26 protein-coding genes and 2 tRNA genes are annotated in these 24,810 nt (G+C 66.2%); 12 read left to right on the top strand and 16 right to left on the bottom strand.

The genetic code is table 11. The features are described from left to right. Positions 1-64 precede the first annotated feature (64 nt). The gene (locus KZ498_RS05680) at positions 65-481 is read left to right on the top strand and encodes a low molecular weight phosphatase family protein (RefSeq protein WP_312617557.1); all 417 of its coding nucleotides are present in this window, start codon (positions 65-67) and stop codon (positions 479-481) included. 179 nt (positions 482-660) lie between these two features. Here the strand turns inward: KZ498_RS05680 and KZ498_RS05675 are convergent. The 3 genes from KZ498_RS05675 to KZ498_RS05665 form a co-directional block, all read right to left on the bottom strand. Then, positions 661-734: transfer RNA gene (locus KZ498_RS05675), tRNA-Ile, on the bottom strand. 81 nt (positions 735-815) lie between these two features. Further along, entirely contained in the window at positions 816-1,367 is a 552-nt protein-coding gene (locus KZ498_RS05670) for an FxsA family protein (RefSeq protein ID WP_312617555.1), read from the bottom strand. Positions 1,368-1,439: 72 nt separating this feature from the next. Beyond that, the gene (locus KZ498_RS05665) at positions 1,440-2,816 is read right to left on the bottom strand and encodes a cytochrome P450 (RefSeq protein WP_312617554.1); all 1,377 of its coding nucleotides are present in this window, start codon (positions 2,814-2,816) and stop codon (positions 1,440-1,442) included. Between the two features lie 81 nt (positions 2,817-2,897). Between KZ498_RS05665 and KZ498_RS05660 the strand changes: the two genes are divergently transcribed. Next, a complete protein-coding gene (locus KZ498_RS05660) occupies positions 2,898-4,529 on the top strand; it encodes a DUF255 domain-containing protein (protein ID WP_312617551.1) in 1,632 nt (543 codons plus the stop codon). Between the two features lie 51 nt (positions 4,530-4,580). Continuing rightward, entirely contained in the window at positions 4,581-5,387 is an 807-nt protein-coding gene (locus KZ498_RS05655) for a TrmB family transcriptional regulator (RefSeq protein WP_312617550.1), read from the top strand. Between the two features lie 254 nt (positions 5,388-5,641). On the opposite strand, the gene mptA is transcribed toward KZ498_RS05655, so the two are convergent. The 3 genes from mptA to KZ498_RS05640 all read right to left on the bottom strand — a co-directional run bounded on the left by mptA (position 5,642) and on the right by KZ498_RS05640 (position 8,376). Then, positions 5,642-6,568 carry a GTP cyclohydrolase MptA gene (mptA, locus tag KZ498_RS05650; RefSeq protein WP_312617549.1) on the bottom strand — a complete coding sequence of 309 codons (927 nt, stop codon included), beginning with the start codon at positions 6,566-6,568 and terminating at the stop codon, positions 5,642-5,644. 96 nt (positions 6,569-6,664) lie between these two features. After that, a complete protein-coding gene (locus KZ498_RS05645; protein WP_312617547.1) occupies positions 6,665-7,264 on the bottom strand; it encodes a response regulator in 600 nt (199 codons plus the stop codon). Between the two features lie 74 nt (positions 7,265-7,338). Next, positions 7,339-8,376 (bottom strand): AsnC family transcriptional regulator, encoded by a 1,038-nt coding sequence (locus KZ498_RS05640; RefSeq protein WP_312617545.1) that lies wholly within the window; start codon positions 8,374-8,376, stop codon positions 7,339-7,341. A gap of 109 nt (positions 8,377-8,485) precedes the next feature. On the opposite strand from KZ498_RS05640, the gene KZ498_RS05635 reads away from it, so the two are divergent. The 3 genes from KZ498_RS05635 to KZ498_RS05625 all read left to right on the top strand — a co-directional run bounded on the left by KZ498_RS05635 (position 8,486) and on the right by KZ498_RS05625 (position 11,277). Further along, positions 8,486-9,571, top strand: coding sequence for an anthranilate phosphoribosyltransferase (locus KZ498_RS05635; RefSeq protein WP_312617543.1), 1,086 nt, complete (start codon positions 8,486-8,488; stop codon positions 9,569-9,571). Positions 9,572-9,629: 58 nt separating this feature from the next. Beyond that, positions 9,630-10,562, top strand: a complete 933-nt coding sequence (locus tag KZ498_RS05630) for an alpha/beta fold hydrolase (protein WP_312617541.1) — start codon at positions 9,630-9,632, stop codon at positions 10,560-10,562. Positions 10,563-10,728: 166 nt separating this feature from the next. Continuing rightward, complete coding sequence (locus KZ498_RS05625; RefSeq protein ID WP_312617539.1) at positions 10,729-11,277, top strand: peptidylprolyl isomerase; 549 nt, start codon at positions 10,729-10,731, stop codon at positions 11,275-11,277. Between the two features lie 24 nt (positions 11,278-11,301). Here the strand turns inward: KZ498_RS05625 and KZ498_RS05620 are convergent, their stop codons facing one another. Both KZ498_RS05620 and KZ498_RS05615 read right to left on the bottom strand, forming a co-directional pair. Next, positions 11,302-13,638, bottom strand: a complete 2,337-nt coding sequence (locus KZ498_RS05620) for an amino acid permease (RefSeq protein WP_312617538.1) — start codon at positions 13,636-13,638, stop codon at positions 11,302-11,304. 44 nt (positions 13,639-13,682) lie between these two features. Beyond that, positions 13,683-13,952, bottom strand: coding sequence for a hypothetical protein (locus tag KZ498_RS05615; protein WP_312617537.1), 270 nt, complete (start codon positions 13,950-13,952; stop codon positions 13,683-13,685). On the opposite strand from KZ498_RS05615, the gene KZ498_RS05610 reads away from it, so the two are divergent. Both KZ498_RS05610 and KZ498_RS05605 read left to right on the top strand, forming a co-directional pair. Continuing rightward, positions 13,930-14,715 (top strand): MOSC N-terminal beta barrel domain-containing protein, encoded by a 786-nt coding sequence (locus KZ498_RS05610; protein ID WP_312617536.1) that lies wholly within the window; start codon positions 13,930-13,932, stop codon positions 14,713-14,715. The two genes, KZ498_RS05615 and KZ498_RS05610, sit on opposite strands and share 23 nt — an antisense overlap. Before the next feature lie 56 nt (positions 14,716-14,771). Next, complete coding sequence (locus KZ498_RS05605) at positions 14,772-15,113, top strand: ferredoxin (protein WP_312617535.1); 342 nt, start codon at positions 14,772-14,774, stop codon at positions 15,111-15,113. A gap of 35 nt (positions 15,114-15,148) precedes the next feature. On the opposite strand, the gene KZ498_RS05600 is transcribed toward KZ498_RS05605, so the two are convergent. The 5 genes from KZ498_RS05600 to KZ498_RS05580 are packed head-to-tail and all read right to left on the bottom strand — an operon-like array spanning position 15,149 to position 21,291. Next, a complete protein-coding gene (locus tag KZ498_RS05600; protein WP_312617534.1) occupies positions 15,149-16,468 on the bottom strand; it encodes an ABC transporter ATP-binding protein in 1,320 nt (439 codons plus the stop codon). Next, positions 16,461-17,576, bottom strand: a complete 1,116-nt coding sequence (locus KZ498_RS05595; RefSeq protein ID WP_312617532.1) for an ABC transporter ATP-binding protein — start codon at positions 17,574-17,576, stop codon at positions 16,461-16,463. The genes KZ498_RS05600 and KZ498_RS05595 overlap by 8 nt, the downstream gene beginning before the upstream one ends. Positions 17,577-17,578: 2 nt before the next feature. Next, entirely contained in the window at positions 17,579-18,613 is a 1,035-nt protein-coding gene (locus KZ498_RS05590; protein ID WP_312617530.1) for an ABC transporter permease, read from the bottom strand. A gap of 2 nt (positions 18,614-18,615) precedes the next feature. Beyond that, positions 18,616-19,614: an ABC transporter permease gene (locus tag KZ498_RS05585; RefSeq protein ID WP_312617528.1), complete on the bottom strand. Its 999-nt coding sequence runs from the start codon at positions 19,612-19,614 to the stop codon at positions 18,616-18,618. Positions 19,615-19,638: 24 nt separating this feature from the next. Continuing rightward, positions 19,639-21,291, bottom strand: a complete 1,653-nt coding sequence (locus KZ498_RS05580) for an ABC transporter substrate-binding protein (RefSeq protein WP_312617527.1) — start codon at positions 21,289-21,291, stop codon at positions 19,639-19,641. A gap of 208 nt (positions 21,292-21,499) precedes the next feature. Here KZ498_RS05580 and KZ498_RS05575 point away from each other — a divergent pair. Together KZ498_RS05575 and KZ498_RS05570 are read left to right on the top strand one after the other, a co-directional pair. Continuing rightward, positions 21,500-21,584, top strand: a tRNA-Leu gene (locus KZ498_RS05575). Between the two features lie 250 nt (positions 21,585-21,834). Beyond that, on the top strand, positions 21,835-22,347 hold the full coding sequence (locus KZ498_RS05570; RefSeq protein WP_312617526.1) for a DUF5813 family protein: 513 nt from the start codon (positions 21,835-21,837) through the stop codon (positions 22,345-22,347). A 102-nt stretch (positions 22,348-22,449) separates the two neighbouring features. Here KZ498_RS05570 and KZ498_RS05565 read toward each other — a convergent pair whose 3' ends face one another. Beyond that, positions 22,450-22,680, bottom strand: coding sequence for an Lrp/AsnC ligand binding domain-containing protein (locus tag KZ498_RS05565; protein WP_312617524.1), 231 nt, complete (start codon positions 22,678-22,680; stop codon positions 22,450-22,452). A gap of 2 nt (positions 22,681-22,682) precedes the next feature. Further along, the gene (locus tag KZ498_RS05560) at positions 22,683-23,369 is read right to left on the bottom strand and encodes a TrkA family potassium uptake protein (protein WP_312617523.1); all 687 of its coding nucleotides are present in this window, start codon (positions 23,367-23,369) and stop codon (positions 22,683-22,685) included. A 140-nt stretch (positions 23,370-23,509) separates the two neighbouring features. Between KZ498_RS05560 and KZ498_RS05555 the strand changes: the two genes are divergently transcribed. After that, entirely contained in the window at positions 23,510-23,740 is a 231-nt protein-coding gene (locus tag KZ498_RS05555; RefSeq protein ID WP_312617522.1) for an Lrp/AsnC ligand binding domain-containing protein, read from the top strand. Positions 23,741-23,822: 82 nt separating this feature from the next. Beyond that, positions 23,823-24,143 carry a hypothetical protein gene (locus KZ498_RS05550; protein ID WP_312617521.1) on the top strand — a complete coding sequence of 107 codons (321 nt, stop codon included), beginning with the start codon at positions 23,823-23,825 and terminating at the stop codon, positions 24,141-24,143. On the opposite strand, the gene tmk is transcribed toward KZ498_RS05550, so the two are convergent. Beyond that, a complete protein-coding gene (tmk, locus tag KZ498_RS05545; RefSeq protein WP_312617519.1) occupies positions 24,140-24,727 on the bottom strand; it encodes a dTMP kinase in 588 nt (195 codons plus the stop codon). The genes KZ498_RS05550 and tmk overlap by 4 nt on opposite strands. Positions 24,728-24,810 lie beyond the last annotated feature (83 nt).

Raw genomic sequence — 24,810 nt, 5'->3', positions numbered from 1 at the left:
GGATATATAGCCCACAATAGCGGTCTTAGGAAGGGTTATTCCGCTCGCCTGAAACCGTTGCTGTATGGCTGATACGCCGCTGAAGTTCGGATTCGTCTGCGTCCAGAACGCGGGTCGAAGTCAGATGTCCGCAGCGTTCGCCGAACGAGAACGCACCCGTCGCGGCCTCGAAGACGAGGTCGAGATCATGACGGGCGGCACAGACCCCGCGGACGAGGTGCACCCGGAGGTCGTCGAAGCAATGCAGGAACTCGGAATCGACCTGTCCGACCGGGTCCCGCAAGCGGTCTCGGACGAGGAGCTAAACAGTTGTACCGTCGTCGCGACGATGGGGTGTTCGACGCTCGAACTCGACGCCGACGTAGCGGTACGCGACTGGGCGCTGGAGGACCCACACGGACAGTCGGTCGACCGGGTGCGGGAGATCCGGGACGAGATAGCCGAGCGTGTCGCCGACCTGTTCGACGAATACGCCGAATAGCAGACGCCAGGCCTGGCGCTGGGGTCGGAGCGGCCGGGGCGTCGGCGAGCGACCTCGGCCGCTGAAGACGGGCGGACGCACCGTTCGTCTGCTGTGACGTCTATGGTTCACCGCCGGCCAGAGACACGAGTCACCCGCCACAGACTCGTCTCCGAGTCTCGTTGTGTGACACAGAACAGTGGGCCAACGCGGATTTGAACCGCGAACCTCCCGGTTATCAGCCGAGCGCTCAACCTGATTGAGCTATTGGCCCGACGCATTCGTCTGTACCCGAGGGGTATTGAAAAGGGTAACGTTTCGCGGGCGGTTGGGGATGTGAAACCGCGTCAGGGCTTCAGTTTTTGTCGTTGTCTTCGAAGTCGACATCGGTCGCTTCGTCGGGGTCGAAGGAGCCGCCGGCACTGGAGCCGGAACCGGAGCCACCGTCCGGGCCGGCCGGGCCGGGACCGGCGGGGCCACCGTCGTCGTTGGGGAAGCCGCCGACGTACACCTGCCCGCTGGCGAAGCCGCCGGTCTTGGCGTCGACGTAGGGCTGGACGACCCAGCGGCGCGTGGCGGCCCGGACGGGATAGCGGGTGAACGGCACCGCGAGCAGGAGACCGACGAAGTCCGTCACCAGGCCGGGCGTGAGGAAGAACGCGCCGGCGGCGATGAGGAGGCCGCCGTCGATGAGCTCGTCGGTCGGGAGTTCGCCGACGGCGAGCCGCTGCTGGATGTTCCGTAGCGTCGCACGGCCTTCAGCGCGGACGAGCAGCATGCCGACCAGCGCCGTCAGGACGACGAGCGCGACCGTCACGAGCGCGCCGAGGAACGGTATCGCGACCGTCACAAGTAACACGATGTCGAACAGCGGGATGAGCAGCAACAGCCCGATGACCCGGAGCATACCACTGCTTGCAGGCCCGCCCCCAAACGCCTTTCGAGAGCGGGACCGGGCTACCGGACCCGAGAGAGTGGGTCACCGCTCCCGCAGTCGGACCTCGATTGGCTCGGTCGGGCTCAGCGTGATCTGCATCGCCAGCGAGAGCGGCGGTTCGGTGACCGCTTCGACGGCGTACTGTTGGGCGATAGTCGCCAGTGCGAGTTTGGCTTCCATCCGGGCGAAGCGCATCCCGATGCAGTGGCGCGGGCCGCCGCCGAAGGGGTAGTAGGCATACTCCGGGAGGGACGCTTCGAGGTCGTCGTCCCACCGCTCGGGGCGGAACGCGTCGGGCGTGTCGTACCAGCGCTCGTCGCGGTGGACGAGCCACTGCGGGAGCGTGAGCTGTGCCTCGGGGGAGAGCTCGTACCCGCCCAGCGTCACCGGCTCCGTCGGCTGGCGAAACACCGTGAACGCGGGCGGGTACAGCCGTAACACCTCGTTCAGCACGGCGTCGAGATACGGCAGTTCGAACAGGTCCTCGGGCGTCGGCCGGCTGTTTCCCAGCGTCGCATCGAGTTCCTCGTGCAGGCGCCGCTGGCAGTCGGGATTGTTCGCCAGCAGGAACCAGGCGTAGGTCAGCGTCAGCGCCGTCGTGTCGTGGCCGGCGACCAGAAAGGTGAGGAGCTGGTGGCCCAGTCGCTCGCGGTCCATCGTCTCCTCGTCGAGCGAGAGCAGCAGGGAGAGCACGTCGTCGCGGGCCTCGCGGGCGTGCTCGTCCTCGCGCTGGCGGGCGGCGATAACGTCGTCCAGCGTCGACTGGAACTCGGCCAGCGAGCTATTGACGGCCCGATTCGTCGCCGTCGGCACCCACAGCGGGAGATACGCCGACAGCGACCGCGGGTCCAGCCGCTTGCGCAGGGCGTCAAGCAGCGGTTCCAGCGCCTTCGCGGTGGTCTCGATGTCCACGTCCAGCAGCGTCTTGCCGAGAATGTTCAGCGTCAGCGACTGCATCTGCGGGAGCACGTCGATGCGCTGGCCGTCGCCCCAACCCGTCGCTGTCTGGTCGGCGAACGCGGTCATCGTCTCGCCGTAGGTGGCGATACGCTCCCGGTAAAAGGCCGGCTGGAGCGCCGTCCGCTGGCGCTGCCACTCCTCGCCCTCCAGCAGGAACAGCCCCTCGCCGATGAACTGCCCGAGCGTATCCTGGAGGAGGCGCCCCTTCTCGTAGGCGTCGGCGTCGGTCACCAGCACCTGCTCGACGAGGTCGGGGTGGCAGACGAAACAGCCCGTCGTCCCGGCGACGCTGTACCCCACCACGTCGGCCTCGTGGGCCCCCGCACGGGCATAGAACCCCAGCGGGTCACGCAACATCGCGGCGGTGTTGTCGACGAACGGGACGCGACCGAGACGGGGCGGGCGGTCGCCCGGCGTGACCGGCTCCGGGGCGTCGGTAATCACCTGCTCGGTATCCATCGTCGACGCTTGGACCGCCCCGCCAATCGGTCTTTCGCCGGGAGTGAGAGGGCCTTTGTACGCCCACCGCCCACACCGGGTATGGACAAGTTCGCACGCGACACCAAGGTGGAGTGGCGCGAATGGGGCACAGCCCCGTTCAAGGACGCCGCCGAGTCGGGGAAGCCGGTGCTGCTGGCGCTGACGGTCCCGTGGAGCGCCGAGTGCCGGGCGATGGACCGAGGCACGTACGGCGAGCCGCGCATCGCGGCCAACATCAACGACGGGTTCGTCCCGGTCCGCGTCGATGCCGACCGGAACCCGCGCGTCCGGGAACGGTACACGATGGGCGGGTTCCCGTCGACGGTGTTTCTCACCCCCGACGGCGAGGTCATCACCGGGGCCACGTTCCTCGGGCCCGACGGGTTCCGTGGGATTCTGGATTCCGTCCGGGAGTCGTGGGACGCTCAGGGCGCGGCGGCGGGCTCGATTCCTCGGCAGTTACAGGACGAATCGCCGCCGGCAGGCGAGCTCCGACCGCGCATCGAGGAGCACATGGTCGAGCAACTGCTGGGCGCGTTCGACGAGGAGTTCGGGGGCTGGGGAACCGACGTGAAGTTCCCGCTCCCGCGGACTATCGAGTTCGCTCTCGTCCGCGCACGCGACCAGGCCACCCGGACGCTCGAAGCGATCCGCACGCACCTGCTCGACACCTACGACGGCGGCTTCTTCCGGTACTCCACGGAGCGCAACTGGGGGAACCCCCGGCGCGAGAAACTGCTGGACGAGAACGCCGCGCTGGTCCGGGCGTTCGCGCACGGCTACCGGTACACCGGGACCGAGGCGTACCGGGACGCCGCCCAGCGGACCGTCGACTACCTCACGACGACGCTGTGGGCTGGCGACGCGTTCGCGGCGAGCCAGGCCGGCTCGGACGAGTACTACCGACTGGAACCGACAGAACGCGAGGGGACGGTGTCCCCAAACGTCGACGAGACGGTGTTCGCCGACCGCAACGGGCTCGCCATCGACGCCCTGCTGTGGGTCGCGGCCTACACCGACGACGAGCGCGCCCGGCAGTACGCCGGTCGCGCCCGGGACGCCGTCTGTGCATCGCTCGTCGACGACGGCGAGGTGGCCCACTACGACGGCGCGGACAGCGACACCGGCCTGCTGCTGGACCAGGCCCAGCTCCTCCAGGGACTGACGACGAGCTGGCAGGTCCTCGGCGAGCCGGGACCGGCCAGAGCCGTCGCCGACTGGACCATCGAGAACCGCCAGCAGAACGGTGGCGCGTTCCGGGACGGCCCCGACAGCGGGGCAGGGCTCTGTAACCGCTCGCTCCATCCCCTCGACGCGACGGTGGAACTGGCCGACGCCCTGGTCGACCTCGCGGCGCTCACCGGCGATGACCGGTACCGTAGCGCGGCGCTTTCGGCCGTCGAGTCCTTCGCCGGCGCGGCCGAACGGATGGGCGTCGAGGTGGCCGGCTACGCCGGCGCCGCGGCCCGCCTCCAACAGCCCGGGACGCTCACTGTCGGGACCGAAGCGGGAACGGACCTCCACCGCGCGGCGCTGCGACTGGCCGACCACGAGACCACTGTCGTTCCGGAGCCGGACGGGGACGGCACGGCGCGGCTCCTCGACGGCGACGTAATCGTGGCCGAAGGGGCCACGCCGGCCGCCCTCGAAGCTGCGCTGACCGGTGACGGGAACAACGGCAGCAAACGTTGACAAACGGTAAACGCCCGATAAGTTTTTGCACGCGTACCCTGATGTAGGGGTATGTCCAGTCTCAGAGACCTCGGACTCTCCGAGTACGAGGCCAGAGCGTACCGGTCGCTGCTGGAAACAGGGCCGACGACGGCCAAGGAACTATCTCGGGCCAGCGACGTGCCGATGGGCCGCATCTACGACGTACTCAACAGCCTCGAAACGTACAACCTGGTCCGCAGCCAGACCGCCAGCCGACCCAAGAAATACGTCGCGGTCGAGCCGGACACGGCACTGGACCGCCTGCTCGAGGACAAGAAACGCGAACTCCAGGAGAAGGTCGGCCAGTACGAGGAGATCGTCGACGACCTCTCCGCTCAGTTGGAGTCGGCAGACCCCGTCGAGGAGCCGTTCTGGACGGCCGCCGTCGGCCCCGACGACTCTCTAGATCTGTTGCTTGAACGACTGGCCGCCGCGGACAACGAGATCGTCATGGTCGGCTCGGCGCCCGCCCGGCAGGTGGATATTCTCTCCGGCACCGAGCGTATCGTCGACGAACTCGAAGCGGCGCTAGAGCGGGGCGTCGAGGTGTCCCTGCTCGTCCGCCCGGACTTGTTCGAGAGCCTCCCAGAGGAGGCCAACCGCGAGTACTACGAGCGCCTCTTCCACTACGACAACTACAGCGCCCGCGCCAGCCCGAACATCAGGACCACGTTCGAGCTACTGGACGGCGTCGAGGTCTGTATCGAGGTCCCACACCCCCTCGGTCGCGAGGAGACCTTCGGCGTCATCGATATGAAGGACTCGGATTTCACTGCCGATATCAGCAAGGCGTTCGAAGAGCACTGGGCCGAGGCGACGCCGGTCGGGCCGCCGTAGCTGGGACACTCGAATCACCTGTGCTCACGGCGTCGCCGTTCACAGCCGAGACGTGTCACGTCTCGTGCTCCCCGCTCGACGTCACGAGGGCTTCGCTTCGCTCAAAAACTACCGCGGTCTCGCGGGTCGCGGGGCTCCCCGCTCGACGTCACGAGGGCTTCGCTTCGCTCAAAAACTACCGCGGTCTCGCGGGTCGCGGGGCTCCCCGCTCGACGTCACGAGGGCTTCGCTTCGCTCAGCCCTCGCTCTCCTCGCTACTCTGTGACTTCCTGCCGCAGGTCCTCTAGCTGCGCGACGCGCTCGGCGTGGGCGTTGTGCTGGTGGATGGACTCGTCGTTGGACTGTTTCATCGTCACGACGGCGTCGTCCGGCAGGTCCGGGAACGTCTCGACGACGCCCTCGGCGAGCGCGCGAACGCAGTCCTCGACGAACTTGGCGTCCTTGTGGGCCTCGTAGGTCATGTGGTCCTCGTCGGGCCGCTTCGCGAGGTTGTAGATACGGGCGCTCATCGAGTCCCGGGCGACTTCGATGAGTTCGTTCAGGTCGACCTCGGGGGCACCATCGCTCTGGACGGTGAGCGTGGCGTGGCCCCGCTGTGAGTGGCCGGCCTGCGGGTTGGTCTCGAGGAACTCCTCGATGACGTCGTCGTCGACGTCCAGTTGCTGGAGCGTCTCGCGGGCGCGGGAGGCAGACATCCCCTGGGAACACGGGCAGACAGTCATCCCGGTGACGCGAGCGCCGATTTCCTCGCTCGTCCCGTCTTCGGTCGCTGTCGCCGAGGCGATGATATCGGCGGTCGACTGGGTGGGCATCCCGGAGGCCGGCGTGGACTCGTGGGTGACGTACTCCGCCTCCATCCGGACCTCCGCCTTCGTCGTGTAGTCGTGTTTCTCGAGCAGGAGTTCGGCGGCGTCGCCACAGACGTCCTCGACCCGATAGGCCTCTTCGGAGACGGCGGTCTCCAACGTCTCGTCGATGACCTCCATATTGCGGGACATGTCCGCTCCCTTTCGCCAGGACGGGAGGTCCACGAACACTTCGAACTCCGCCATGAGTACGATTGGGTCGCGGTCACGACGCCCCAGTTTGACGAGCTTCTCGACGCCCGTCACACCGACGCGATTGAGACCGACCGTCACGTCCGGACTCGACGCCTGCACGTCCGGGAGTTGCTGACTCATTGCCCTCTCTATGGAAGAGAATCGGTTAGTGCTTTCGAAAGGGTGGGCGGGTCGCCGTGAGTACCGCTGCCGCAGGAACTACCGGCCCGAACCAGCTCAGAGCTCTGTGTTGTCCGGGCTCGGTTCGTCCGTCTCGAAGTCCCGAAACAGCAGCTCGAAGTCCCTGGCGTCGAACGAGTCGGTGATCTCGTCAAGCTCCGCCCGCACCTCCGTGAGCTCAGCCTTCAGTTCGGTGAACTCCTCGCTCTCATCAAGGGCGGTCTGTGGCTTCGAAGCCTCCAGTGCGGCGTATTTCGCCGTGAGAGAGTAGCACTCACGCAAGCGGTCCTCGTACTCGGTATACAGGAGCAACTGTTCGATCGTCTGGAACAGGGCCTCCGCCGACACCGGTTTGATGACGTAATCGTCGAAGGGCATCTCGATGATATCGAAGTCCGGGTCCACTGCGGTAACCATCGCCACGCGGGTGTCGTAGCGTTTCTCGCGGATCGCTGACAGCACTTCGTCGCCGGAGAGGTCCGGCATCCGCCGGTCCAGCAAGACCACGTCGACCGCGGCATCCAGCGTCGAGAGGGCGGCCTCACCGCTGTAGGCCGTCTCGACTGCGTATCGGTCGCGTAACTGTGCCGCGTACACGTCGGCCACCGCCGGTTCGTCGTCGACGACGAGGATTGTCGCTCGCCGACCCTCTGTCATTGGCTAGCAGGTTTATAACAGAATCGCAAAAGGGTTCCGGCCGCCCAACACCAGTCTACCTTATCGCCCAGGCCCTACTGGCCGACGATGTCGTCGTATCGTGCCCCGGTCTGTTTGAGCGTCGCCGTCGAGTAGAGTCGGTCGTGGTCGTAGGGGAGGTGCTCGGTCGCGAGTTCGTCTATCTTCTGGTCGACAACGGCCGCCTCGCGGCCGTGAATCATGGTAAAGAGGTTGTACTGCCAGTCCTGGTCCGGGCGGCGCGGCCGGTGGTAACAGAGCGTGACGTACGGGAGTTCGCCGACGGCTTTGCCCCGCTCGTCGAGGGCGTCGTCGGGCACGTCCCAGACGACCATGCAGTTGTTGTCGAACCCGGTGACGATGTGGTTGACGACACAGCCGATGCGCTTGATACAGCCGGTTCGCTTGAGCCGTTCGATAGCCGAGAGGACGTCGGAGACATCGGCATCGACAGCGTCTGCCACCTCCCGGTAGGGTGTTGCGACGAGCGGGAAGCCGGTCTGGATTTCGAGCAGTAATCGCCGGTCCAGCTCCGAGAGGTCTACGGCGGCGTCTTCGCTTATCCGGGTGGCGCTGGCGTCAGTCGTCTCTAAGCTCTCCCGGGCGAAGCGGTCGCCGTTGACGACCGGGAACTCGAGGTCGATGTAGTAGTCCGTCAACATCGGCAGGACGAGCACCGAGCAGCCGGTTCGCTCCTCGATCTCTGCCAGAATCTCGTCGCGTCGCTGCCGGGACCCCGCGGTGACGACGAACCACATGTTCCACTCGTGGTCGCGAGCGTAGTTGTGGTTCACCTGCCGGTACTCGTTGATTATCTCGGCTACCTCGTCGAACCGGTCCTCCGGGGCGCTGACGGCAGCCAGCGTCGAGGACCCGATGACCGGCGGATTGAGAACCGGGCCGAACCGACGGAAGACGCCGTCGTCACGGAGCGCTTTGACCCGGTCGAGTGCCGCCGCCGCCGAGATTCCCAGCGCGTCACCGACAGCTTCGAAGGGGCGTTCCTGAATCGGGAAGTCGCTCTGGAACTCGTCGATGAGCGAAGCGTCCACCTCGTCGATTCGCTCGCGCCACTCGCCCGACTGGAGACTCATTGGTTCTCGTTGGGGGTGTAGTGGTGTATCCCTTTCGGGAACCCGGCAAGTTCCCGCAGATTGAGAACGAAACGCAGGGGCTTTTGAACTCTGGCCCGAACACGTTTCCATGGCGCAAGCGACCCGGGAGTACGGCGAATGGCCGCTCAAACGACTCATGACGGAAGTCGTCGGTTCCGGTCACAAATCGGCCGACGACATGTCCCGCACACAGGCCCGGGAGGCGTTCCGGCGCATCCTCGGCGGCGAACCCGACCACACGACGCTTGGCGCGTTCTGGCTCGCCAACCGGTGGAAACGTAACACGCCCGAGGAACTCGGCGCGTACGTCGACGTGATGTCCGAGGAATCGGTCGAGACAGCGACCCCGGACGCTGACCCGGTCGATTGCGGGGCCAACTACGACGGCAAGGGCCGCTCCGCGATTCTCGGCGTCGGCGCGGGCGTCGTCGCCGCCGCCGCCGGCACGCCCGTCGTCGTTCACTCCGGCGACCGCGTCCCGACACAGAAGCAGGACGCCTACAAGCACGTGCTGGACGAACTAGGCGTCCGAACCGAACTCGAGCCCGGCGAAAGCGCCGACATGGTCGACGAGGTCGGCTTCGGCTTCTACTACCAGCCGGCGTTCAACCCCGGCATCGACGCCCTGTTCGAGCGCCGGGACAACATGGGCGTCCGGACCTTCGTCAACACTGTCGAGACACTGGCGAACCCGGCCAACGCGAGCGTCCATCTCGGCAGCTTCTACCATCTGGCCTTCGCGAAGAAGATGGTCCGAACGCTCGCCCAGTCCGAGACAAGCAGCGTCGAGCGCGCCCTGTTCTTCCAGGGGATGGAAGGCTACGACGACGTCCGCCCCGGCGAGACTATCGTCGCCGAATGGCCCGTCGCCGGCGACGAGTCCGACGAGGAGGACATCGCGGACTTCGAGATCCGCACCGGCGAGTACGGGATGGACATCGAGAGCGAGGACCTGCAGGTCGACGACGTGGCCGAAGAGTCGGCGGCGATAACCGAAGCCGTGCTGACCGGCGAACGCGAGGACGGCTTCGCCGACGCCGTCGCGCTCAACGCCGCCCTCCGCATCTACGCCCGCGAGGACGCCGACAGTATCCAGGACGGCCTCGAACAGGCCCGCGACGCGATTGCCGACGGCAGCGCCGCCGCAGTGCTTGAGAAACTCCAGGCGTTCTGAGCAGACAACCGGACCGCGGAACGGAACCCACTTCTACCGAGCAGGCAAAGAGATGTCGATGGGACAACACGCCAGCGCTCGCGACAGCACTGCGTGGACGGTACCCGCGACGGAGACGCCTGGCATCCACGAGCTGGTCGACACCAACGGCATCAGGCTCCACGCCGTGACCGCCGGGCCGCCGGACGGCGACCTCGTCGTCCTGTTGCACGGCTTTCCGGAGTTCTGGTACGCCTGGAAACACCAGCTCCCGCGGCTCGCAGACGCCGGTTACCGCGTGATTGCACCCGACCTCCGGGGGTACAATCACTCCGACAAGCCCGACGGCGTCGCCGCGTACCACATCGACGAACTGGTAGCCGACGTGGCGGGCCTCGTTTCGGCGTTGGACCGCGAGCAGGCCCACATTGTCGGCCACGACTGGGGCGGTCTGGTCGCCTGGCAGACCGCCATTGACCGTCCCGATGTCGTCGACCAGCTGGCGGTCCTGAATGCGCCACACCCGTCGGCCTACGAGCGAGAACTCCGCCGCTCGGTCGAGCAGCTCCTGCGTTCCTGGTACGTGCTGTTCTTTCAGCTTCCAGTGCTTCCGGAGATGGGGCTCCGCTGGAACGATTTCACCATGCTCGACCGCATTCTGACTGACGGGCCGACCCGGCCCGACGCCTTCACCGAGACTGACGTGACGCGGTACAAACGGGCACTCGGGCAGCCGGGCGCACTCACGGCCGCGGTCAACTACTACCGGGCGCTTGTCCGTCGGAACGCGAAGCTAACGCTCACACAGGGCGGCGTCGGTAACCGTCCGGTGACGGCTTCGACGCTCCTCGTCTGGGGCGTCCAGGACGACGCGCTCTCGCTCGCCCTGACTCAGGACCTCGACGAGTGGGTTCCGGACTGTCGGGTCGAGCGGCTCCCGACGGCGAGCCACTGGGTCCAGTTCGACGCCCCCAAGCAGGTGTCGGACCTGCTACTGTCACACCTGTCGTAGCCCGGGGTGGCGAACAGCCGACACTCCCGCTCACGTGACGGCGTGTCGGACACCCGCTGGACGCCACGCGGTCAGTCGTCAGGATACGGCGGGGGTGGCCGCGTCCCGGTACTTGCGTCCTCGGTCAGTGGGCAGGCTTTTCTGCCGGGCTTCCCTCCGACCGAGTATGAGTGACCTGACTGCGACCCTCCACACGACAGAGGGCGACATCGAAGTCGAACTGTACGACGAACGCGTGCCGACAACCGTCGAGAACTTCGTCGGCCTGGCCGAAGGCGCCGACGACTACGACGGGACCGAAGTCGGTCCGGGGACCGGCGCGTGGGAAGACCCCGAGTCCGGCGAGAAGCGCATCGACCCGCTGTACACCGATATCGACATCCACCGCATCATCGAGGACTTCATGATCCAGATGGGCGACCCGACCGGGACCGGTCGTGGCGGCCCCGGCTACTCCTTCGACGACGAGTTCCACGACGAACTCGGCCACGACGGCCCGGGCGTCCTCAGCATGGCCAACAGCGGCCCGAACACCAACGGCTCGCAGTTCTTCATCACGCTCGACGCCCAGCCCCACCTCGACGGCAAACACGCCGTCTTCGGGAAGGTCATCGACGGGATGGAAGTCGTCGAATCCATCGGCAGCGTCGACACCGACCGCAACGACGCGCCGACCGAGGAGATGCTGCTCGAATCCGTCGAGATCCACCGATAATCGGCCGTCGAACCCGGAACCGAACTAGTTCCAGTCGGGGCTCGACCCCTGTTTCGGGCCGGACCGCGATAGCCGCTTTCTGAGGTAGCGTGCGACCGGGAACAGCCGCTCGCTCAGCTGGCCGGAGACGCCGGTCTGGCTGGCGTAGACGAGGACCGGGACGTCCCGTTCGGCGGCGAGGGCGATGACCTCGTCGGGAGTGCTGCCGAACAGGGCCTGCCTGAGCCAGCGGTCCCGCGACGCACCGATGACCAGCACGCCGCCGTTCTCCGCCGCAGTCTCGACGAGGCCGTCGGCGACAGTGCCGGCCCGGACGTTGTGGACCTGCGTCTTCTCGACGCCTTCGAGCGCGTCGAGCGTCGTCCCCGGTGCCTCGTTGGCCCCCCCGTCTTCGGTGCTGACGTTGATGAGATGGAGGTCGCTCCCGAGTTGACCGAGCGCGTTCACGAGCGGGAGCACTGCCTGGTGGTGCGGGCCGCCGCCCGCGCCGATGTTGATCACGTCGAGGTCGTCCGCGGACGTGGTCTTGTCGGCGAAGAACACGTCACAGGGCGCTTCGCGCTCGACAGTCTCGGTCACGTCCTGGTGGCGTTCGGGATACCCCATGAGGATGAGGTCGGCGTCGTCGTCCCGCGCCGTCTGGAGGATGTCGAAGGCCACGTCGCGACAGGTGTGGCCCTCGATGAGGAGGTCGACGCCGTAGCCGTTCTCGCCCAGTTCCGACCGGATGCGTTCGGTTCGTGCCTTCGCGGTGTCCTGAACGGATTCCCAGGGCGTCTGGTCGGGCACCTGCGTCACGTTGAGGACGTGGACGATTGGGTCCTCGTCGGACACCCTCGCGAGCGCCGCCGCGAGTTCGACGTAGCGAGCGGCCCGGTCCGGGCGAGCGATGGGGACGAGGACGCGGAAGCCGCCAGCCTCGGCGGCCGCTTCAGCCTCGCGTTCGCCCGCCGCCGCGCTCGGCGCCGGAGTCTCCGGGACCACCTCCCGGAGCAGGTCCTCGGTCTCCGGCGCGCCGCCCCAGGCGAGGTACGCGACGACCATCGCGCCCGTCAGCACCAGCCCGGTCACGACGCCTTTCGGCGGGAGATTGTAGATGAGCCCGAGGTTCGCGAGCACGCCGACGACCGGCACGACCGGGACTCCGGGGACGCGAAAGCCCCGCGTGATGTCCGGGAACCGCCGCCGGGAGTAGATGAGCGCGACGTTGACCACGGCCAGCGGCATGAGGAGGTTCAGCGTCGCGAACCCGGTCAGGGCGTTCAGCCCCAAATTGAGACCGAGTCCGGCGAGCAGGCCGCCCTCCGCCGGGAACAGCGCGATGAAGAACACGATGAGCGCGACGATGGTCGCCGTCGCGGTCGCCACGCTCCAGGACGGCGTCGCGTAGTCGGGGTGGATGCGAGAGAACCGCCGGGGGGCCTGCCCCCGGGTCCCCATCAGCGAGCCGATGCTGCTCGCGGCGAGAATCGACGCGTTCGAGGCCGACACCATCGAGAAGATGGCCCCGGCGACGATGAGGCTCTCGCCGATGCTTCCGAGGAACGAGGCGGCGACCCGGCCCATCGCCGTCTCGCCCTCCTGTGCGATAATCTCGGCCGGGACCGGTGAGTTCACCATCGCGATGATGACGAACGCATAGAGGACAGTGACCGTCAGCATGCTCGCGGCGATGGCACGAGGGACAGTCCGCTTTGGCTCGATAATCTCGCCCGCGCTGGCCGCGATGGCCGAGAAACCGAAGAACGTGATGAACGCCAGCGCCGAGATGGTGAGGATATCGACGGGGCCGCCGCCGAAGTTAGCGGCGAACTTGCCGACGGCCACCGACGGACCGCGGAAGGCGAACGCGCCGCCGATGAACGCCATCAGGACGGCGACCTTCGCGCCAGTGACAATGAGCTGGAAGCTCCCGCTCTCTTCGGTCCCCCGCGCGTTGAGGGTTCCGAGCAGGAGCGCCGTCGCCACGCCGGCGGTCCCGTGGGGCAGGAAGTGAAGCGATTCGGGGAGGAGAAAGCGGACGACCCACTCGTCCATCGTCGCGAGATAGAACGCCGTCGTGCCGGTGTAGCCGAGAAACAGCGACATCCCGATGCTGTAGGTCAGCAGGTCTCGGTCCTCGAAGGTCCGCGAACAGAAGAGGTAGCCGCCGCCGTTCTCGGAGTAGACCGACGCGAACTCGGAGTAGGCGGCGGCGGTGACGCCCGCGATGACGGCGGCGATGACGAACGCGATGACTGCGCTCGACCCGATCGCTGCGACGGCGGTGCCGGACAGCGAGAAGATCCCGGCCGCGATCATCGTCCCCAGCCCGATCGCGAACGCGATCTTGAAGTCCAGCGTTCGAGTGTGTTCGACCATTCGTCTGGCAACTGATTACCCCAGTCGCTACGTAATAGTATCGCTCAATTGGTTCCACGGACACCCCCTTTCCGTCCCGGTTTCGGCTGCCCTGGGCGGAGGACTTCGCGTCGGCTTCGCTTGCGACCGAGCGGGACGCCGTCGAGCGAGAAGCGTGGCGCTCCCGGAAACACGCCGGAATACGGTTTCCCGAGCCCCTTCGCCGCATCGTCGTCGCGCTGGGTCGCTACGCCGCCGGGCCGTCCCCGGAACAGGACACTGCTATAGGCCTGGCCGCCGAAACCGCTGACAGTGGCACACGTCGAGCGACTCACCGTCTACCTCGTCAAGGCGCTGGACGGCACGGACTGCGAATCGGTATCGATCCGCCCGGGCGGGACGCTGGCTCACGACCGCGAGTTCGCCATGTTCGACGCCGGCGGCGACGTGGTCAACGGGAAGCGAACGGACCGCGTCCACGACATCCACGCCGGCTACGACACCGAAACGGGAACGCTGTCGGTCGCCAGCGACGGCGACAGCGCGTCGTTCGAACTCCGGGACGCGGGCGAGCGCACTCGAGCAGCCGACTGGCTCGGCGCGGTTTTCAACGTGGACCTGACCGTCGAGCGCGACGAGACGCTCGGCTACGTCGACCGGCGGGGGATGGGCCCGTCGGTCATCAGTACCGCGACGCTGGAGGCCGTGGCGTCGTGGTTCGACGACGTGAGCGTCGAGGGACTGCGACGGCGACTCCGGGCGAACGTCGAAGTCGGCGGGGTCCCGGCGTTCTGGGAGGACCGCTTCGTCGGCGCCGACGCGCCTGCGTTCCGGGCCGGTGGCGTTCGCTTTGGGGGGGTGACCCCCTGCGGTCGCTGCGTCGTCCCACAGCGGGACCCCGACACCGGCGAGGAAACCCCGGGGTTCAGGGAACGGTTCGTCGAACGCCGGCGGGAGACGTTTCCGGAGTGGGCCGACCAGGAGGCTTTCGACCACTTCTACACTCTGATGCTCATCGCCCGCGTCCCCGAGAACGACCGCGGGGCGACCCTCACCGTCGGGGACCCCGTCGAGGTCGTGTCGGCGGCCGAGCCATAGCGAGGGGCGACAGCGAGACCGACAATCGAAAGACGGTCCGCCCCGAAGAGGGGCTAATGGCAGACGCCGACGACCCCGTCGACCCGAGCGAGTTCGGCGAACAGGACGGCCCCCCGGTCGAGGAGAAGCCCTACAAGATTATCTTCGAGGCCAACAAGTGCTTCGGCGCGGGCAAGTGCGCCGAGAAGTCGCGCAACTGGACGCTGGACCTCGACACAGCTATCGCCAAGCCCGAGACGTACTTTTTCGGCGAGGACGACCTCGACCACAACGTCGCGGCCGCGGAGGCCTGTCCGGCGAAGAAAGACCGGGGCATCATCCACGTCATCGACCGGCGGACCAACGAGGAGATCGCGCCGGACCCTAACGGTGACGGGTCCCTCTCCGTCGACTGGTAGTAAACGCCCGAGATCGGAACGAGACTGGCTCCGGGTCAGTCCTGGCCGTCGCGACAGAGGTGGCAGGCGACCGTGTGGCGGTCGGTCCCGTGTTCCGGTTCGACCTCGTACTCGGGCTCCTCCTTTGCGCAGATACTCTGTTCGGCAAACCCCTCGAGCAGCCGCTCTGACGCCGTCTCCCAGTCCCCGGCGGCGATGTCGTCTATCGCGTCCGACAGGAGAGCGCCGGCCTCGCCGCCGGGTAGCGAGCCGTCGAAGAACCGCGTTCGGAGGGCGTCGGGGTCCGTCTCGGTGAAATCACGGCGCTTGACGTGACGGGTGAACGACCGCACCTGCTCCCACTCGCCGTCGGTCAGGTCGTACTCCGCGGGGGCGATGAGCTCCGGACAGCGGGTCCGAAACCGACAGCCAGAGGGCGGGTCGATGGGCGAGGGAACGTCGCCTTCCAGCACGCCGCGGTGGCCGTCGGCCCGCGGGTCCGGCACGGGAATCGAGTCCAGCAGCGCCTGTGTGTACGGATGGCTCGGGTGCTCGAACAGCTCCCGCTTGTCGGCCAGTTCGACCAGTTGCCCCAGGTACATCACCGCCACGCGGTCGGAGATGTGCCTGATGACAGAGAGGTCGTGGGCGATGAACAGGTAGGTGAGGCCGAACTCCTCTTGGAGGTCCCGCATGGTGTTCAGTACCTGCGCCTGGATCGACACGTCCAGCGCGCTGACCGGTTCGTCACAGACGATGAAGTCGGGGTTGACCGACAGCGCCCGGGCGAGGTTGATGCGCTGGCGTTGCCCGCCGGAGAAGGCGTGGGGGTACCGGTTGTAGTGTTGCGGGTCCAGACCGACCTTCTCCAGCAGTTCCTGGGCCCGGGCGGCCCGGCCCTCGCGGTCCAGCATTCCGTGGGCCTGCATCGGCTCCTCGACGATCTTCCCGACTTTCATCCGGGGGTCCAGCGACGACTGGGGGTCCTGGAAGATCATCTGGATGTCCTTGCGGGTGTTCCGGAGCCGCTCGCCCGAGAGGTCGGCCAGGTCGGTCCCCTTGAAGTAGATGCTCCCCTCGGTCGGCTCCAGCAGGCGGAGGACGGTCCGTGCGAGCGTGCTCTTGCCACAGCCCGACTCCCCGACCAGTCCCAGGGTCTCGCCCTTGCGGATGGTGAAAGAGACATCCTCGACGGCTCTGACCCATTCGCGACCGGTTCCGACCGGGAGCCCGTCGGCGTCGCGGTCGAAAGAGAGCCAGGAGAACATCCCCTCGTCGTTCGCAAAGTACTTGCTGACGTTCTGTAGCTCCACGAGCGGCTCGCCGAAGCCGACGGTGTCTGCGCCCTCGGACACCGAACTGGCGCGTTCAGTCATCGGTCTCACCGCCCGACAGTGACACGTCGAACCCGCCGCCGCTCCCGGTCTCAAGCGGCGGCGACCCCTCGTATGCCGTCTCGAAAACGTCGTGTTTGAGACAGGCGGCCCGGTGTTCCGTGGTGGCGTCGGTGACATCCCGACAGTCGGGATTCGTCGTCTTGCAGGCCTCGCGGGCCTCCGGACAGCGCGTGTGGAACCGACAGCCCGCGGGCGGGTTTATCGCCTCCGGCATCACCCCCTTGATCGGGTTCAGTTCCTCGACGGTCTCGTCGGGCCGCGGGACGGAGTCCAGTAGCGCTTCGGTGTAGGGGTGTTTCGTGTCGTAGAACAGGTCGTCGACGGGGGCCTGTTCGACGATCTCGCCGAGGTACATCACGTTCACCCGGTCGCAGATTTCGGCGACGACGCCCATGTCGTGAGTCACCCAGACGAAACTGGTGTCGTACCGGTCCTGTAGCTCCTCGACGAGGTCGAGGATCTGGGCCTCGACGGTCACGTCAAGCGCCGTCGTCGGCTCGTCGGCGATGATGAGCGACGGCTCGCAGGCCAGCGCCATCGCGATGAGCACGCGCTGGCGCATCCCGCCGGAGAACTGGTGGGGATAGTCGTCGTACCGGGCCGCGGCCTCCGGAATACCGACCTCGCGGAGCATCTGTACCGCCATCTCTCGAGCGTCCCCCGCCGAGAGGTCGCGGTTGAGCTCGATGAACTCCCGGAGCTGACTGCCGACGGTAAACACCGGATTGAGCGACTCCATCGGGTCCTGGAAGATGATCGCGATCTCCCGGCCACGGATTCGCTCGCGGAGTTCGCCGGCCGGTATCGTCGCGTCGGTGCGGTAGGGCTCGCCGTCGGCGTCCCGCTCGACTTCGATGAGCGTCTCGCCGTTGAACTCGATGCGGCCGCCGACAATCCGACCCGGCGACTCGACCAGTCGCATGATCGCCGAGACGGCGACGCTCTTGCCGGCTCCGGACTCGCCGACCAGGCCGACCAGCTCGCCCTCGTGGACGTCGAAACTGATGCCGTCGACGGCCCGGACGACGCCGTCTTCGGTGAAAAACTGGACTTCGAGGTCGTCGACGCGGAGGAGTGGGGGAGACATGGTTAGTTGTTGAGTCGGGGGTCGAGCGCGTCTCTGAGGCCGTCACCGAACATGTTGAACGCGACCACGGTGACGAGGATGCACAGCCCCGGCCAGACGCTGAACCACGGGTTCTGAATCATGTAGTTGCGGGAGACCGACAGCATCTGTCCCCAGGACGGGGTCGGGGGCTGGATACCGAACCCGAGAAAGGAGAGCCCGGCGATGATGATGATGGCCGTCCCCACCTGCAGCGTCGCCTGGACGAGCACCGGCGCGAAACTGTTCGGGATGACGTGCCGGAAGATGATGTTCCGGTCCCGGACGCCGGCCGCCTTCGCCGCCTCCACGTACTCGTCCTCCCGTACGCTGACGACGCGCGAGCGGATGAGTCGCGCGAACTTCGGGATGGAGGCGACGCCGACGCCGATCATCGCGAAGGTGATGCTGCGGCCGAACGCGGCGATGAACGCAAGCACCAGAACGAGGAAGGGAATGGCGTACAGCGTCTCGGCGAGACGCATCAGCACGTCGTCGGTCCAGCCGCCGTAGTACCCCGACACGGCCCCGATGACCATCCCGCCGACGAGACCGATCGTGGTCGCCAGCACGCCGACCAGTATCGCGATGCGCGTCCCGTATATCAGGCGAAGCAGGATGTCCCGGCCGCGGTCGTCGGTGCCGAGCGGATGCGCCCAGGTCCCCTGGCCGAACGTGTTCTCCATGCCGACTGGCGGCAACAGGGTGGTCGTCCCGGCCGGCTCCGCCGTCGGGCTCATCCAGAGGGTCTTGGCCAACCAGTACTTCTCGACGCCGAACTGGGCGAACACCTGATACTGGGCCAGATACTCGAAGACGACGGCGTCGATAGTCGTCACCAGTGCGACGAACGAGGCGACCGCGATGATAACGAGCCCGGCGAAGGCCGTCGGGTCTTTCCGCACCTGGGCGAGCGTGTAGCGCCAGCCGACGCGGGCCTCGACCGGAGCGGCCGACTGCTCGACGTCGTCAACCGATTCGCCGCCCATCGTCTCCGAATCCGAATGTGTCGTAGCCATAGTTACTCCTGATCACCGTATGAGACCCGCGGGTCGACGTACGCGTAGGAGATGTCCGTGATGATGACGCCGACGACGAACACGAACGCGAACACGAGCGTCGTCCCCATCACGACCGGGAAGTCCTGTCGTGAGATGGAACTGACGATGAGCCGCCCCATCCCGTTGATCTCGAACACAGTCTCGGTCAGCACCGCCCCGCCGATTGCGGTCGTCAACTGCAGGCCGATGATGGTGATGACCGGCAGCTGTGCGTTCCGGAAGGCGTGTTTCCGGAGAATCGTCCGCTCCTTGACCCCGTAGGCACGCGCGAGGCGGACGTAGTCGTCGGACAGCACCTCAAGCATCGACGACCGCTCGATGCGCGTTATCGCCGCCATCTGGAGCGTTCCGAGCGACAGCATCGGCAGGAGGAGGTGTGCGCCCGCGACGTAGAGGACGCCGAGCCGGGTGCTCGCGCCGGTGACGGTCGAGGGATGGGCCCACGGCATGACGAGGTTCGTCGCCGGTAACACGCCGAGGTTGTACGAGAACAGGACGATGAGGACCAGCCCGATCCAGAACGACGGCGTGCTCACGCCGACGAGCGAGACGATTCGGGTGACGTGGTCGGTCGGCTTGTTCCGGCGCTTGGCCGAGATGACGCCGAGCGGGACCGCCGTCGCGATGGCGAAGGCGAAACTCGACGTCATCAGCAGGACCGTCTGCGGGAGCCGCTGGGCGATTTTCGTCGTGACCGGCGCGTCGTAGTAGATGCTCCGGCCCATATCGAGCTGGACGAGGTTGACGAGGTACTTCCAGAAGCGAACGTACAGCGGCTGGTCGAGGCCGTACTTGGCCTTGAGCGTCTCGACGGCCGCCTGGTTCGGCGACGGGCCGAGCATTATCTCGACGGGGTTGCCCGGCGCGGCGTTGATGAGCGCGAACGTGATGGCGACGACACCGAGGAGTACGGGCACGGCCTGGACGACCCGTCGCCCCGAATAGCGTAACAGACTCATATGTACTCGAGAGAGCCGGCCGGTCTACTGGACGGAGGCGTTGTTGAACTCGCTGACGAGCGAGAACTGGTCTATGGGGTGGGCCATGAAGTCCTGCACCCGGTCGCGGACGCCGAAGCTGTTTTTCAGCGTGTACGACGGGATGTGTGGCCGGTCCTGCACGATCGTCTCCACCGCAGACGCGTACAGCTCACGGCGCGTCTCGCGGTCGGTCTCCTGGCGGGCGTCCATGATGGCCGAGTCGACCTCGTCGTTGCGGTAGTACGTCCCGTTGGTGACGCCGATCTGCTCCTGGGAGAACAGGAAGTACATGAACGTGTCTGGGTCGGGCGACCCGGACCAGCCCAGCGTGAACATGTTGTAGTCGTCGGCGCTCCCCGAGACGTACTGGTCGAGGAACGCGCCCCAGTCCAGTCGCTGGACCGAGGCGTCGTAGCCGGCCTCCTTGAGCCCGTTTGCGACCGAGGTGCCGATCTGCTCGCGCTTCTCGTCCGGCGGGACGATGATGCGGGCCTGCCAGTCGTCGGGGACGTTGTCGTTGTCGTCGAGCATCGACTTCGCCTGGTCGATGTCCTGCTCGTGTGTTATCTCGGCCCACTCGTCCTGCGGGAACTCCCAGGCCTCCGCGAGCGTCTTTGGGATCGGCGAGACGGCCCGCACGCCGGAGGGTTCGACGAACCGTTCCACAGCCGTCTGCATCGAGAAGGCGTAGTCGATGGCCTCCCGGACCTCGGGGTCTGCGGTCGGCCCCTCGTTGCAGTTGAACGCGAGGTAGAAGTAGCTCATGCCGAGGGCGGATTCGATGTTCGCGCCGCCCATCTCCTCGACCGTGCCCCACGACTTCGGCGGAATGTTCTTCACGACGTCGTTCTTCCCGTTTTTCAGCGTCGTGATGCGGGTGGTCGGCTCCTCGACGGGGACGAACTCGAGCGTCGAGAGGTTCGGCATCGGTTCGTCCCAGTAGTCGTCCCACCGGGAGAGCACCACGGATTCGCCCTCGCTCCAGCGCTCCAGCGTGAACGGGCCGGAGCCGACCGGGTCGTCCTTGTTGAACGCCTCGCGGTCCTCCGTCCGGACGCTCTTGGGGACGATATTGCGGTTCGTGTAGTACTTGAACGCGCCGAACTGGTACTTCAGATCGAACTGCACCGTCTCCTCGTCGACGGCGGTGATGGAGTCGATCATGTTGACCTCGCCGGCGTTTTCCGTCTCCTCCTCGACCGGCGCGAGGAACGTGTGTTTCACGTCCTCCGCAGTGACGGTGTCGCCGTTCTGGAACGTCACGTCGCTGTTCAGCGGGACGATCCACCGCTGGCCGTCCCGCTCGACGGTCGGCATCTCCGCCGCGACCTTCGGCACGAGTTCGGTCCCGTCCTCGTTGTACGCGTACAGCGGGTCGAAGATCATCATCGCCACTTCCAGCGACGGGACGTCGTTGAGAACGACAGGGTCGAACTCCACCGGCGACTTCGCCTGTGCGAGCCGGAGCCGCGAGCCACCGCTCTCGCCGTCGCTGCCGCCACCGCCGCCACCCTCACCGGTCCCGCCGCCGCCGTCGCCACCGTCAGTCGGACCCTGGCAGCCAGCGAGGAAGGCAGCCGCGCTACCGCCCGCAAGCGCTCGTAACAGTTGTCGCCGTGATACGCCGGATCGGTTGGAGGACTCAGGCAGCGTCATGCTAACGTGACCCACTGATATCGTGAAGTGTTGCTATAATAAATCCATGGGTTGTTTCCGGGTAATACTCTCACAGAACCTGATGCAGAAGGCGTATAATCAGTCCAAAGCAGCAGTCTAGTTCGTATCCTCGGCGTGGCACATTTGCCACAGGTATCACAGGCATATCGAAAGGACCATTCATCAGCCCCCGCAGAGTTCAATCTGCGCGAGGGTAGCCGAGCTTGGCCAAAGGCGGTGGGCTTAAGACCCGCTCCCGTAGGGGTCCGTGGGTTCGAATCCCATCCCTCGCATGAGTTCGCTCGAACGACGGTGAGAGCGTGTGAATCCCTCGGGTTCTGTCGCGAACAGCCAGTGAGTCACAGGGTCTGCTGTGCCGACGCTGTCTGTGACACACTCGGCAGTTCCACTCACGCCAGATGTGGCACAGATGTGTGGGCCACAGATTCGGGTCGCCGTTCGGACGGCACGTAGGAAGCGACAGGCGACTCGGACGGTCCGGACACGACGCGTTTTTGCTCGTCTACGGCCTATACCGGCGTAATGACTGATGTGCCAGACGACGTTGCCGAGGCGTTCGACCGACACGATGCGCTCGTCCCGGCCGGAGACAGCTACGCTGTCGAGACGACGAACTTCGACGGCCGCGTAACCGCGACCGAGGGGGAAGAGTGGCGGACGAACTACGAGGTTACGGTCAAAGCGCCGTCGCTGCAGGCCGCGACGAGCGACGAGGTCGGTGCCGCCGTCATCGACGGCTGGTTCGAGACGCTGGAGCGGCGGCTGGAGGACGCGCCGAAAGCGACCCGCACGGCCGTCGAACTGGACGACTACAGCGTCGTCGAGGACGGCGAGCAGGTCGTGGTCACCTTCGAGTACACGATGGGCGGCGAACGGCAGGCCGCGGACGTCGCGAAAACCTTCGTCGAGTACGTCGAGGGGACGTACGTCGAGGGCGTCATCCCCGGCTACGACTACGTCGGCGTCGTGGCTGACCTGCTCGATTCGGCGAGTACCGGCGGGAGCGACGGGACCCGCGGCGGGACGCCGCTGTAGCTGTCCCGGTCTGTGCGGAAAACCGCGGCCGCGTCGCACAGACGGAGACTTCACGTCCGCATGGACTGCCCGCAGTCGGCGGTCGTGGGCCAGCAGTCCCTGTCAGTCCATCGCGATATAGGTCTGTGTCGTTTCGACGCCCTGGATGTCCTGGATGTGCGTCGCCGCGACGTCCTTGACTTCAGCGGGCGTCTCCACGTTCACTTTCGCGATGAAGTCGACGTCGCCGGCGACGATGTGGGCCTCGACGACGCCGTCGACGGCCTCGATGTCGTCTTTCAGACGGTCCGCGTCACCAGTGTGGGCTTTGACCATAACGTAGGCAATGACCATGTTCAGGCACCTCCGAGCGCGGTGGCACGACCTGCCTCGCCGACAACGATGCTGCGGACGTCAGAAAGCGTCTCGAAGTCGGCAAGTATCACGACCCGGTCGCCCGCGTCCAGCGTTTCGTCCGGGTCGGGGATGGCAAGCGGGGCCTCGCCTTTACTGTGGGCCATCAGCCGGGAGTCCGACGGGAGCTCCAGTTCCGACAGCGAGTACCCCTCCATCGGCGATTGCTTCTGAATGGTGAACTCCACGAGCTGGAGGTTCTGTGCGATGTCGGCGACTGCGCGGATGTTCCCGCCCAGCAGCGCGTTCTTCGCGGCGATAGCCCCCAGCCGTTCCGGGTAGATAATCTCGTCGACGTCGGAGGCGTAGCGTCGGTAGATCTCCTCGCGGTAGTCCTCGTCGATGCGCATGACGGTGCGACAACCGTGTTCCTTGGCGATCATACAGGCGACGAAGTTGTCGTTTAAATCGCCGGTGAGCGCTCCGAGCGCGTCGGCGGCTTCCAGATCGGCGTTGCCAAGCGTCTCCTCTATGGCGCCGTCGCCCGCAATCACCTCGAAGCCGGCCGTCCGTGCGCGCTCGACCGCGTTCTCATCGCGCTCGATGAGCACAACTTCGTGGCCACTCTCTTGCAGGACGCGAGCCGTCCGGAGTCCGACACGGCCTGCACCCACGATAACGAATCGCATACCCACCCCTATGGGACGGGGGTGAATAAAAGTACCCACCCGGTAGAACCACCGGACGCCATGACCACGCCGGCAAACATTACAGACGTTGTTTTCCCGTGACCGAACCTTTTTCGTGCTATGCTGCGACATACCACGACATGGTTAGCGCGTTCATTATGATCAAGACGGCTGCCGGTAAATCCGAAGAGCTCCTCGCGGCAGTTCGTGAGGCCGAGGGCATCACCGAGGCACACATCGTCGCCGGGCAGTACGACATCATCGCCGAAGCGACGGGTACAGAGGTGTACGACATCATGAAGTCGGTCTCGGGTCACGTCAGGGACCTCGACGGTGTCGCCGACACGCGCACGTACATGTGCCTGGAGTAATCGGGCTGTTCCGACACGGCAAAGGCCTGGAGTAACCGGGCTGTTCCGACACGGCAAAGGGACTTGCCGCCCTACGGCAGGTATGGTCAGTGTCGCCGGTATCATCGGCCTGCTCGTCATCGTGCTGGTCAACAGTGCTGTGACGGCGCTCATGACGCGCTTTTTCCGCGTCCGCTTGCACACGCGGTGGGGGAGTCTCGTCTACTCGCTGCTCCTCTGTCCGGTGGTCATGGTCGTCTTCCTGCTGGTGTTGAGTGGGGTGTTCAGACTCGGTGCGAACCTCGGGAGCCAGACGGCCGTCATCCTCGTGACGGTCGTCATTCCACTCGCTATCGGGATCACGTTCGACTACTTCTGGATGCCCGCCCCGGACGAGGTCGAACTGCCGGCGTCGATGGACTAGCCCAGAACCGCCGCTCGGACCCGCTCGTACACGGTGTCCGGGTCGGCGGTCGCGTCGACGCGGACGAACCGCTCCGGGTCGCTTTCGATGAGTCGCTCGTAGTTGTCACGAACCGTCGTGAGATAGTCTGCGGTCTCGAACTTGTTCGTCGCGCCGCTTCGCCGTGCGGCGGTTTCGGGGTCGAGGTCCAGATACACGGTCCGGTCCGGCGGCCGGGTCCAGGGGGCGTGGACGTCACGGACGTACGATAGCGGGTCGTCGAAGGTCCCCCGTTCCGCGAGTGTCGCGCCCTGATAGGCGTACCGCGAGTCGCTGTAGCGGTCGGAGACGACGAGCCGATTCTCGCGGAGCGCCGGCCGGACCGTATCCGAGAGATGCGCGGCGTGGTCAGCCGTGTAGAGAAACAGTTCGGCCAGCGAGTCCGCGTCGTCGTCGTCGATGGAGCGCTGGACGGCGTCCCCGTACCAGGTGTCGGTCGGTTCGCGCGTGAACACGGCATCGTCGGGGACCGCGTCGTCGCTTCGCAGTCGGTCCCACACAGTCGTCTTGCCGCTCCCGTCCAGTCCTTCGAGCGTGACGAGCATACCACACAATCTGTGTGGGGGGACGTAAGCGCCCCGACCGACGGGAAAGGTGCGCTATCTGACAGGGAGGGACGGACCGCGGA

The organism is Haloarcula sp. 1CSR25-25, assembly GCF_032027985.1.
Classification (GTDB): domain Archaea; phylum Halobacteriota; class Halobacteria; order Halobacteriales; family Haloarculaceae; genus Haloarcula.
Note: the sequence above shows the minus strand (reverse complement) of the source record. Positions and strands in the feature narration are given on the sequence as shown.

Excerpts from the sequence above, each read along its gene's own strand:
- KZ498_RS05680 (WP_312617557.1), top strand. The coding sequence starts at position 65 with ATGGCTGATACGCCGCTGAAGTTCGGATTCGTCTGCGTCCAGAACGCG.
- KZ498_RS05670 (WP_312617555.1), bottom strand. The coding sequence starts at position 1,367 with ATGCTCCGGGTCATCGGGCTGTTGCTGCTCATCCCGCTGTTCGACATC.
- KZ498_RS05665 (WP_312617554.1), bottom strand. The coding sequence starts at position 2,816 with ATGGATACCGAGCAGGTGATTACCGACGCCCCGGAGCCGGTCACGCCG.
- KZ498_RS05660 (WP_312617551.1), top strand. The coding sequence starts at position 2,898 with ATGGACAAGTTCGCACGCGACACCAAGGTGGAGTGGCGCGAATGGGGC.
- KZ498_RS05655 (WP_312617550.1), top strand. The coding sequence starts at position 4,581 with ATGTCCAGTCTCAGAGACCTCGGACTCTCCGAGTACGAGGCCAGAGCG.
- mptA (WP_312617549.1), bottom strand. The coding sequence starts at position 6,568 with ATGAGTCAGCAACTCCCGGACGTGCAGGCGTCGAGTCCGGACGTGACG.
- KZ498_RS05645 (WP_312617547.1), bottom strand. The coding sequence starts at position 7,264 with ATGACAGAGGGTCGGCGAGCGACAATCCTCGTCGTCGACGACGAACCG.
- KZ498_RS05640 (WP_312617545.1), bottom strand. The coding sequence starts at position 8,376 with ATGAGTCTCCAGTCGGGCGAGTGGCGCGAGCGAATCGACGAGGTGGAC.
- KZ498_RS05635 (WP_312617543.1), top strand. The coding sequence starts at position 8,486 with ATGGCGCAAGCGACCCGGGAGTACGGCGAATGGCCGCTCAAACGACTC.
- KZ498_RS05630 (WP_312617541.1), top strand. The coding sequence starts at position 9,630 with ATGGGACAACACGCCAGCGCTCGCGACAGCACTGCGTGGACGGTACCC.
- KZ498_RS05625 (WP_312617539.1), top strand. The coding sequence starts at position 10,729 with ATGAGTGACCTGACTGCGACCCTCCACACGACAGAGGGCGACATCGAA.
- KZ498_RS05620 (WP_312617538.1), bottom strand. The coding sequence starts at position 13,638 with ATGGTCGAACACACTCGAACGCTGGACTTCAAGATCGCGTTCGCGATC.
- KZ498_RS05605 (WP_312617535.1), top strand. The coding sequence starts at position 14,772 with ATGGCAGACGCCGACGACCCCGTCGACCCGAGCGAGTTCGGCGAACAG.
- KZ498_RS05600 (WP_312617534.1), bottom strand. The coding sequence starts at position 16,468 with ATGACTGAACGCGCCAGTTCGGTGTCCGAGGGCGCAGACACCGTCGGC.
- KZ498_RS05595 (WP_312617532.1), bottom strand. The coding sequence starts at position 17,576 with ATGTCTCCCCCACTCCTCCGCGTCGACGACCTCGAAGTCCAGTTTTTC.
- KZ498_RS05590 (WP_312617530.1), bottom strand. The coding sequence starts at position 18,613 with ATGGCTACGACACATTCGGATTCGGAGACGATGGGCGGCGAATCGGTT.
- KZ498_RS05585 (WP_312617528.1), bottom strand. The coding sequence starts at position 19,614 with ATGAGTCTGTTACGCTATTCGGGGCGACGGGTCGTCCAGGCCGTGCCC.
- KZ498_RS05580 (WP_312617527.1), bottom strand. The coding sequence starts at position 21,291 with ATGACGCTGCCTGAGTCCTCCAACCGATCCGGCGTATCACGGCGACAA.
- KZ498_RS05570 (WP_312617526.1), top strand. The coding sequence starts at position 21,835 with ATGACTGATGTGCCAGACGACGTTGCCGAGGCGTTCGACCGACACGAT.
- KZ498_RS05565 (WP_312617524.1), bottom strand. The coding sequence starts at position 22,680 with ATGGTCATTGCCTACGTTATGGTCAAAGCCCACACTGGTGACGCGGAC.
- KZ498_RS05560 (WP_312617523.1), bottom strand. The coding sequence starts at position 23,369 with ATGCGATTCGTTATCGTGGGTGCAGGCCGTGTCGGACTCCGGACGGCT.
- KZ498_RS05555 (WP_312617522.1), top strand. The coding sequence starts at position 23,510 with ATGGTTAGCGCGTTCATTATGATCAAGACGGCTGCCGGTAAATCCGAA.
- KZ498_RS05550 (WP_312617521.1), top strand. The coding sequence starts at position 23,823 with ATGGTCAGTGTCGCCGGTATCATCGGCCTGCTCGTCATCGTGCTGGTC.
- tmk (WP_312617519.1), bottom strand. The coding sequence starts at position 24,727 with ATGCTCGTCACGCTCGAAGGACTGGACGGGAGCGGCAAGACGACTGTG.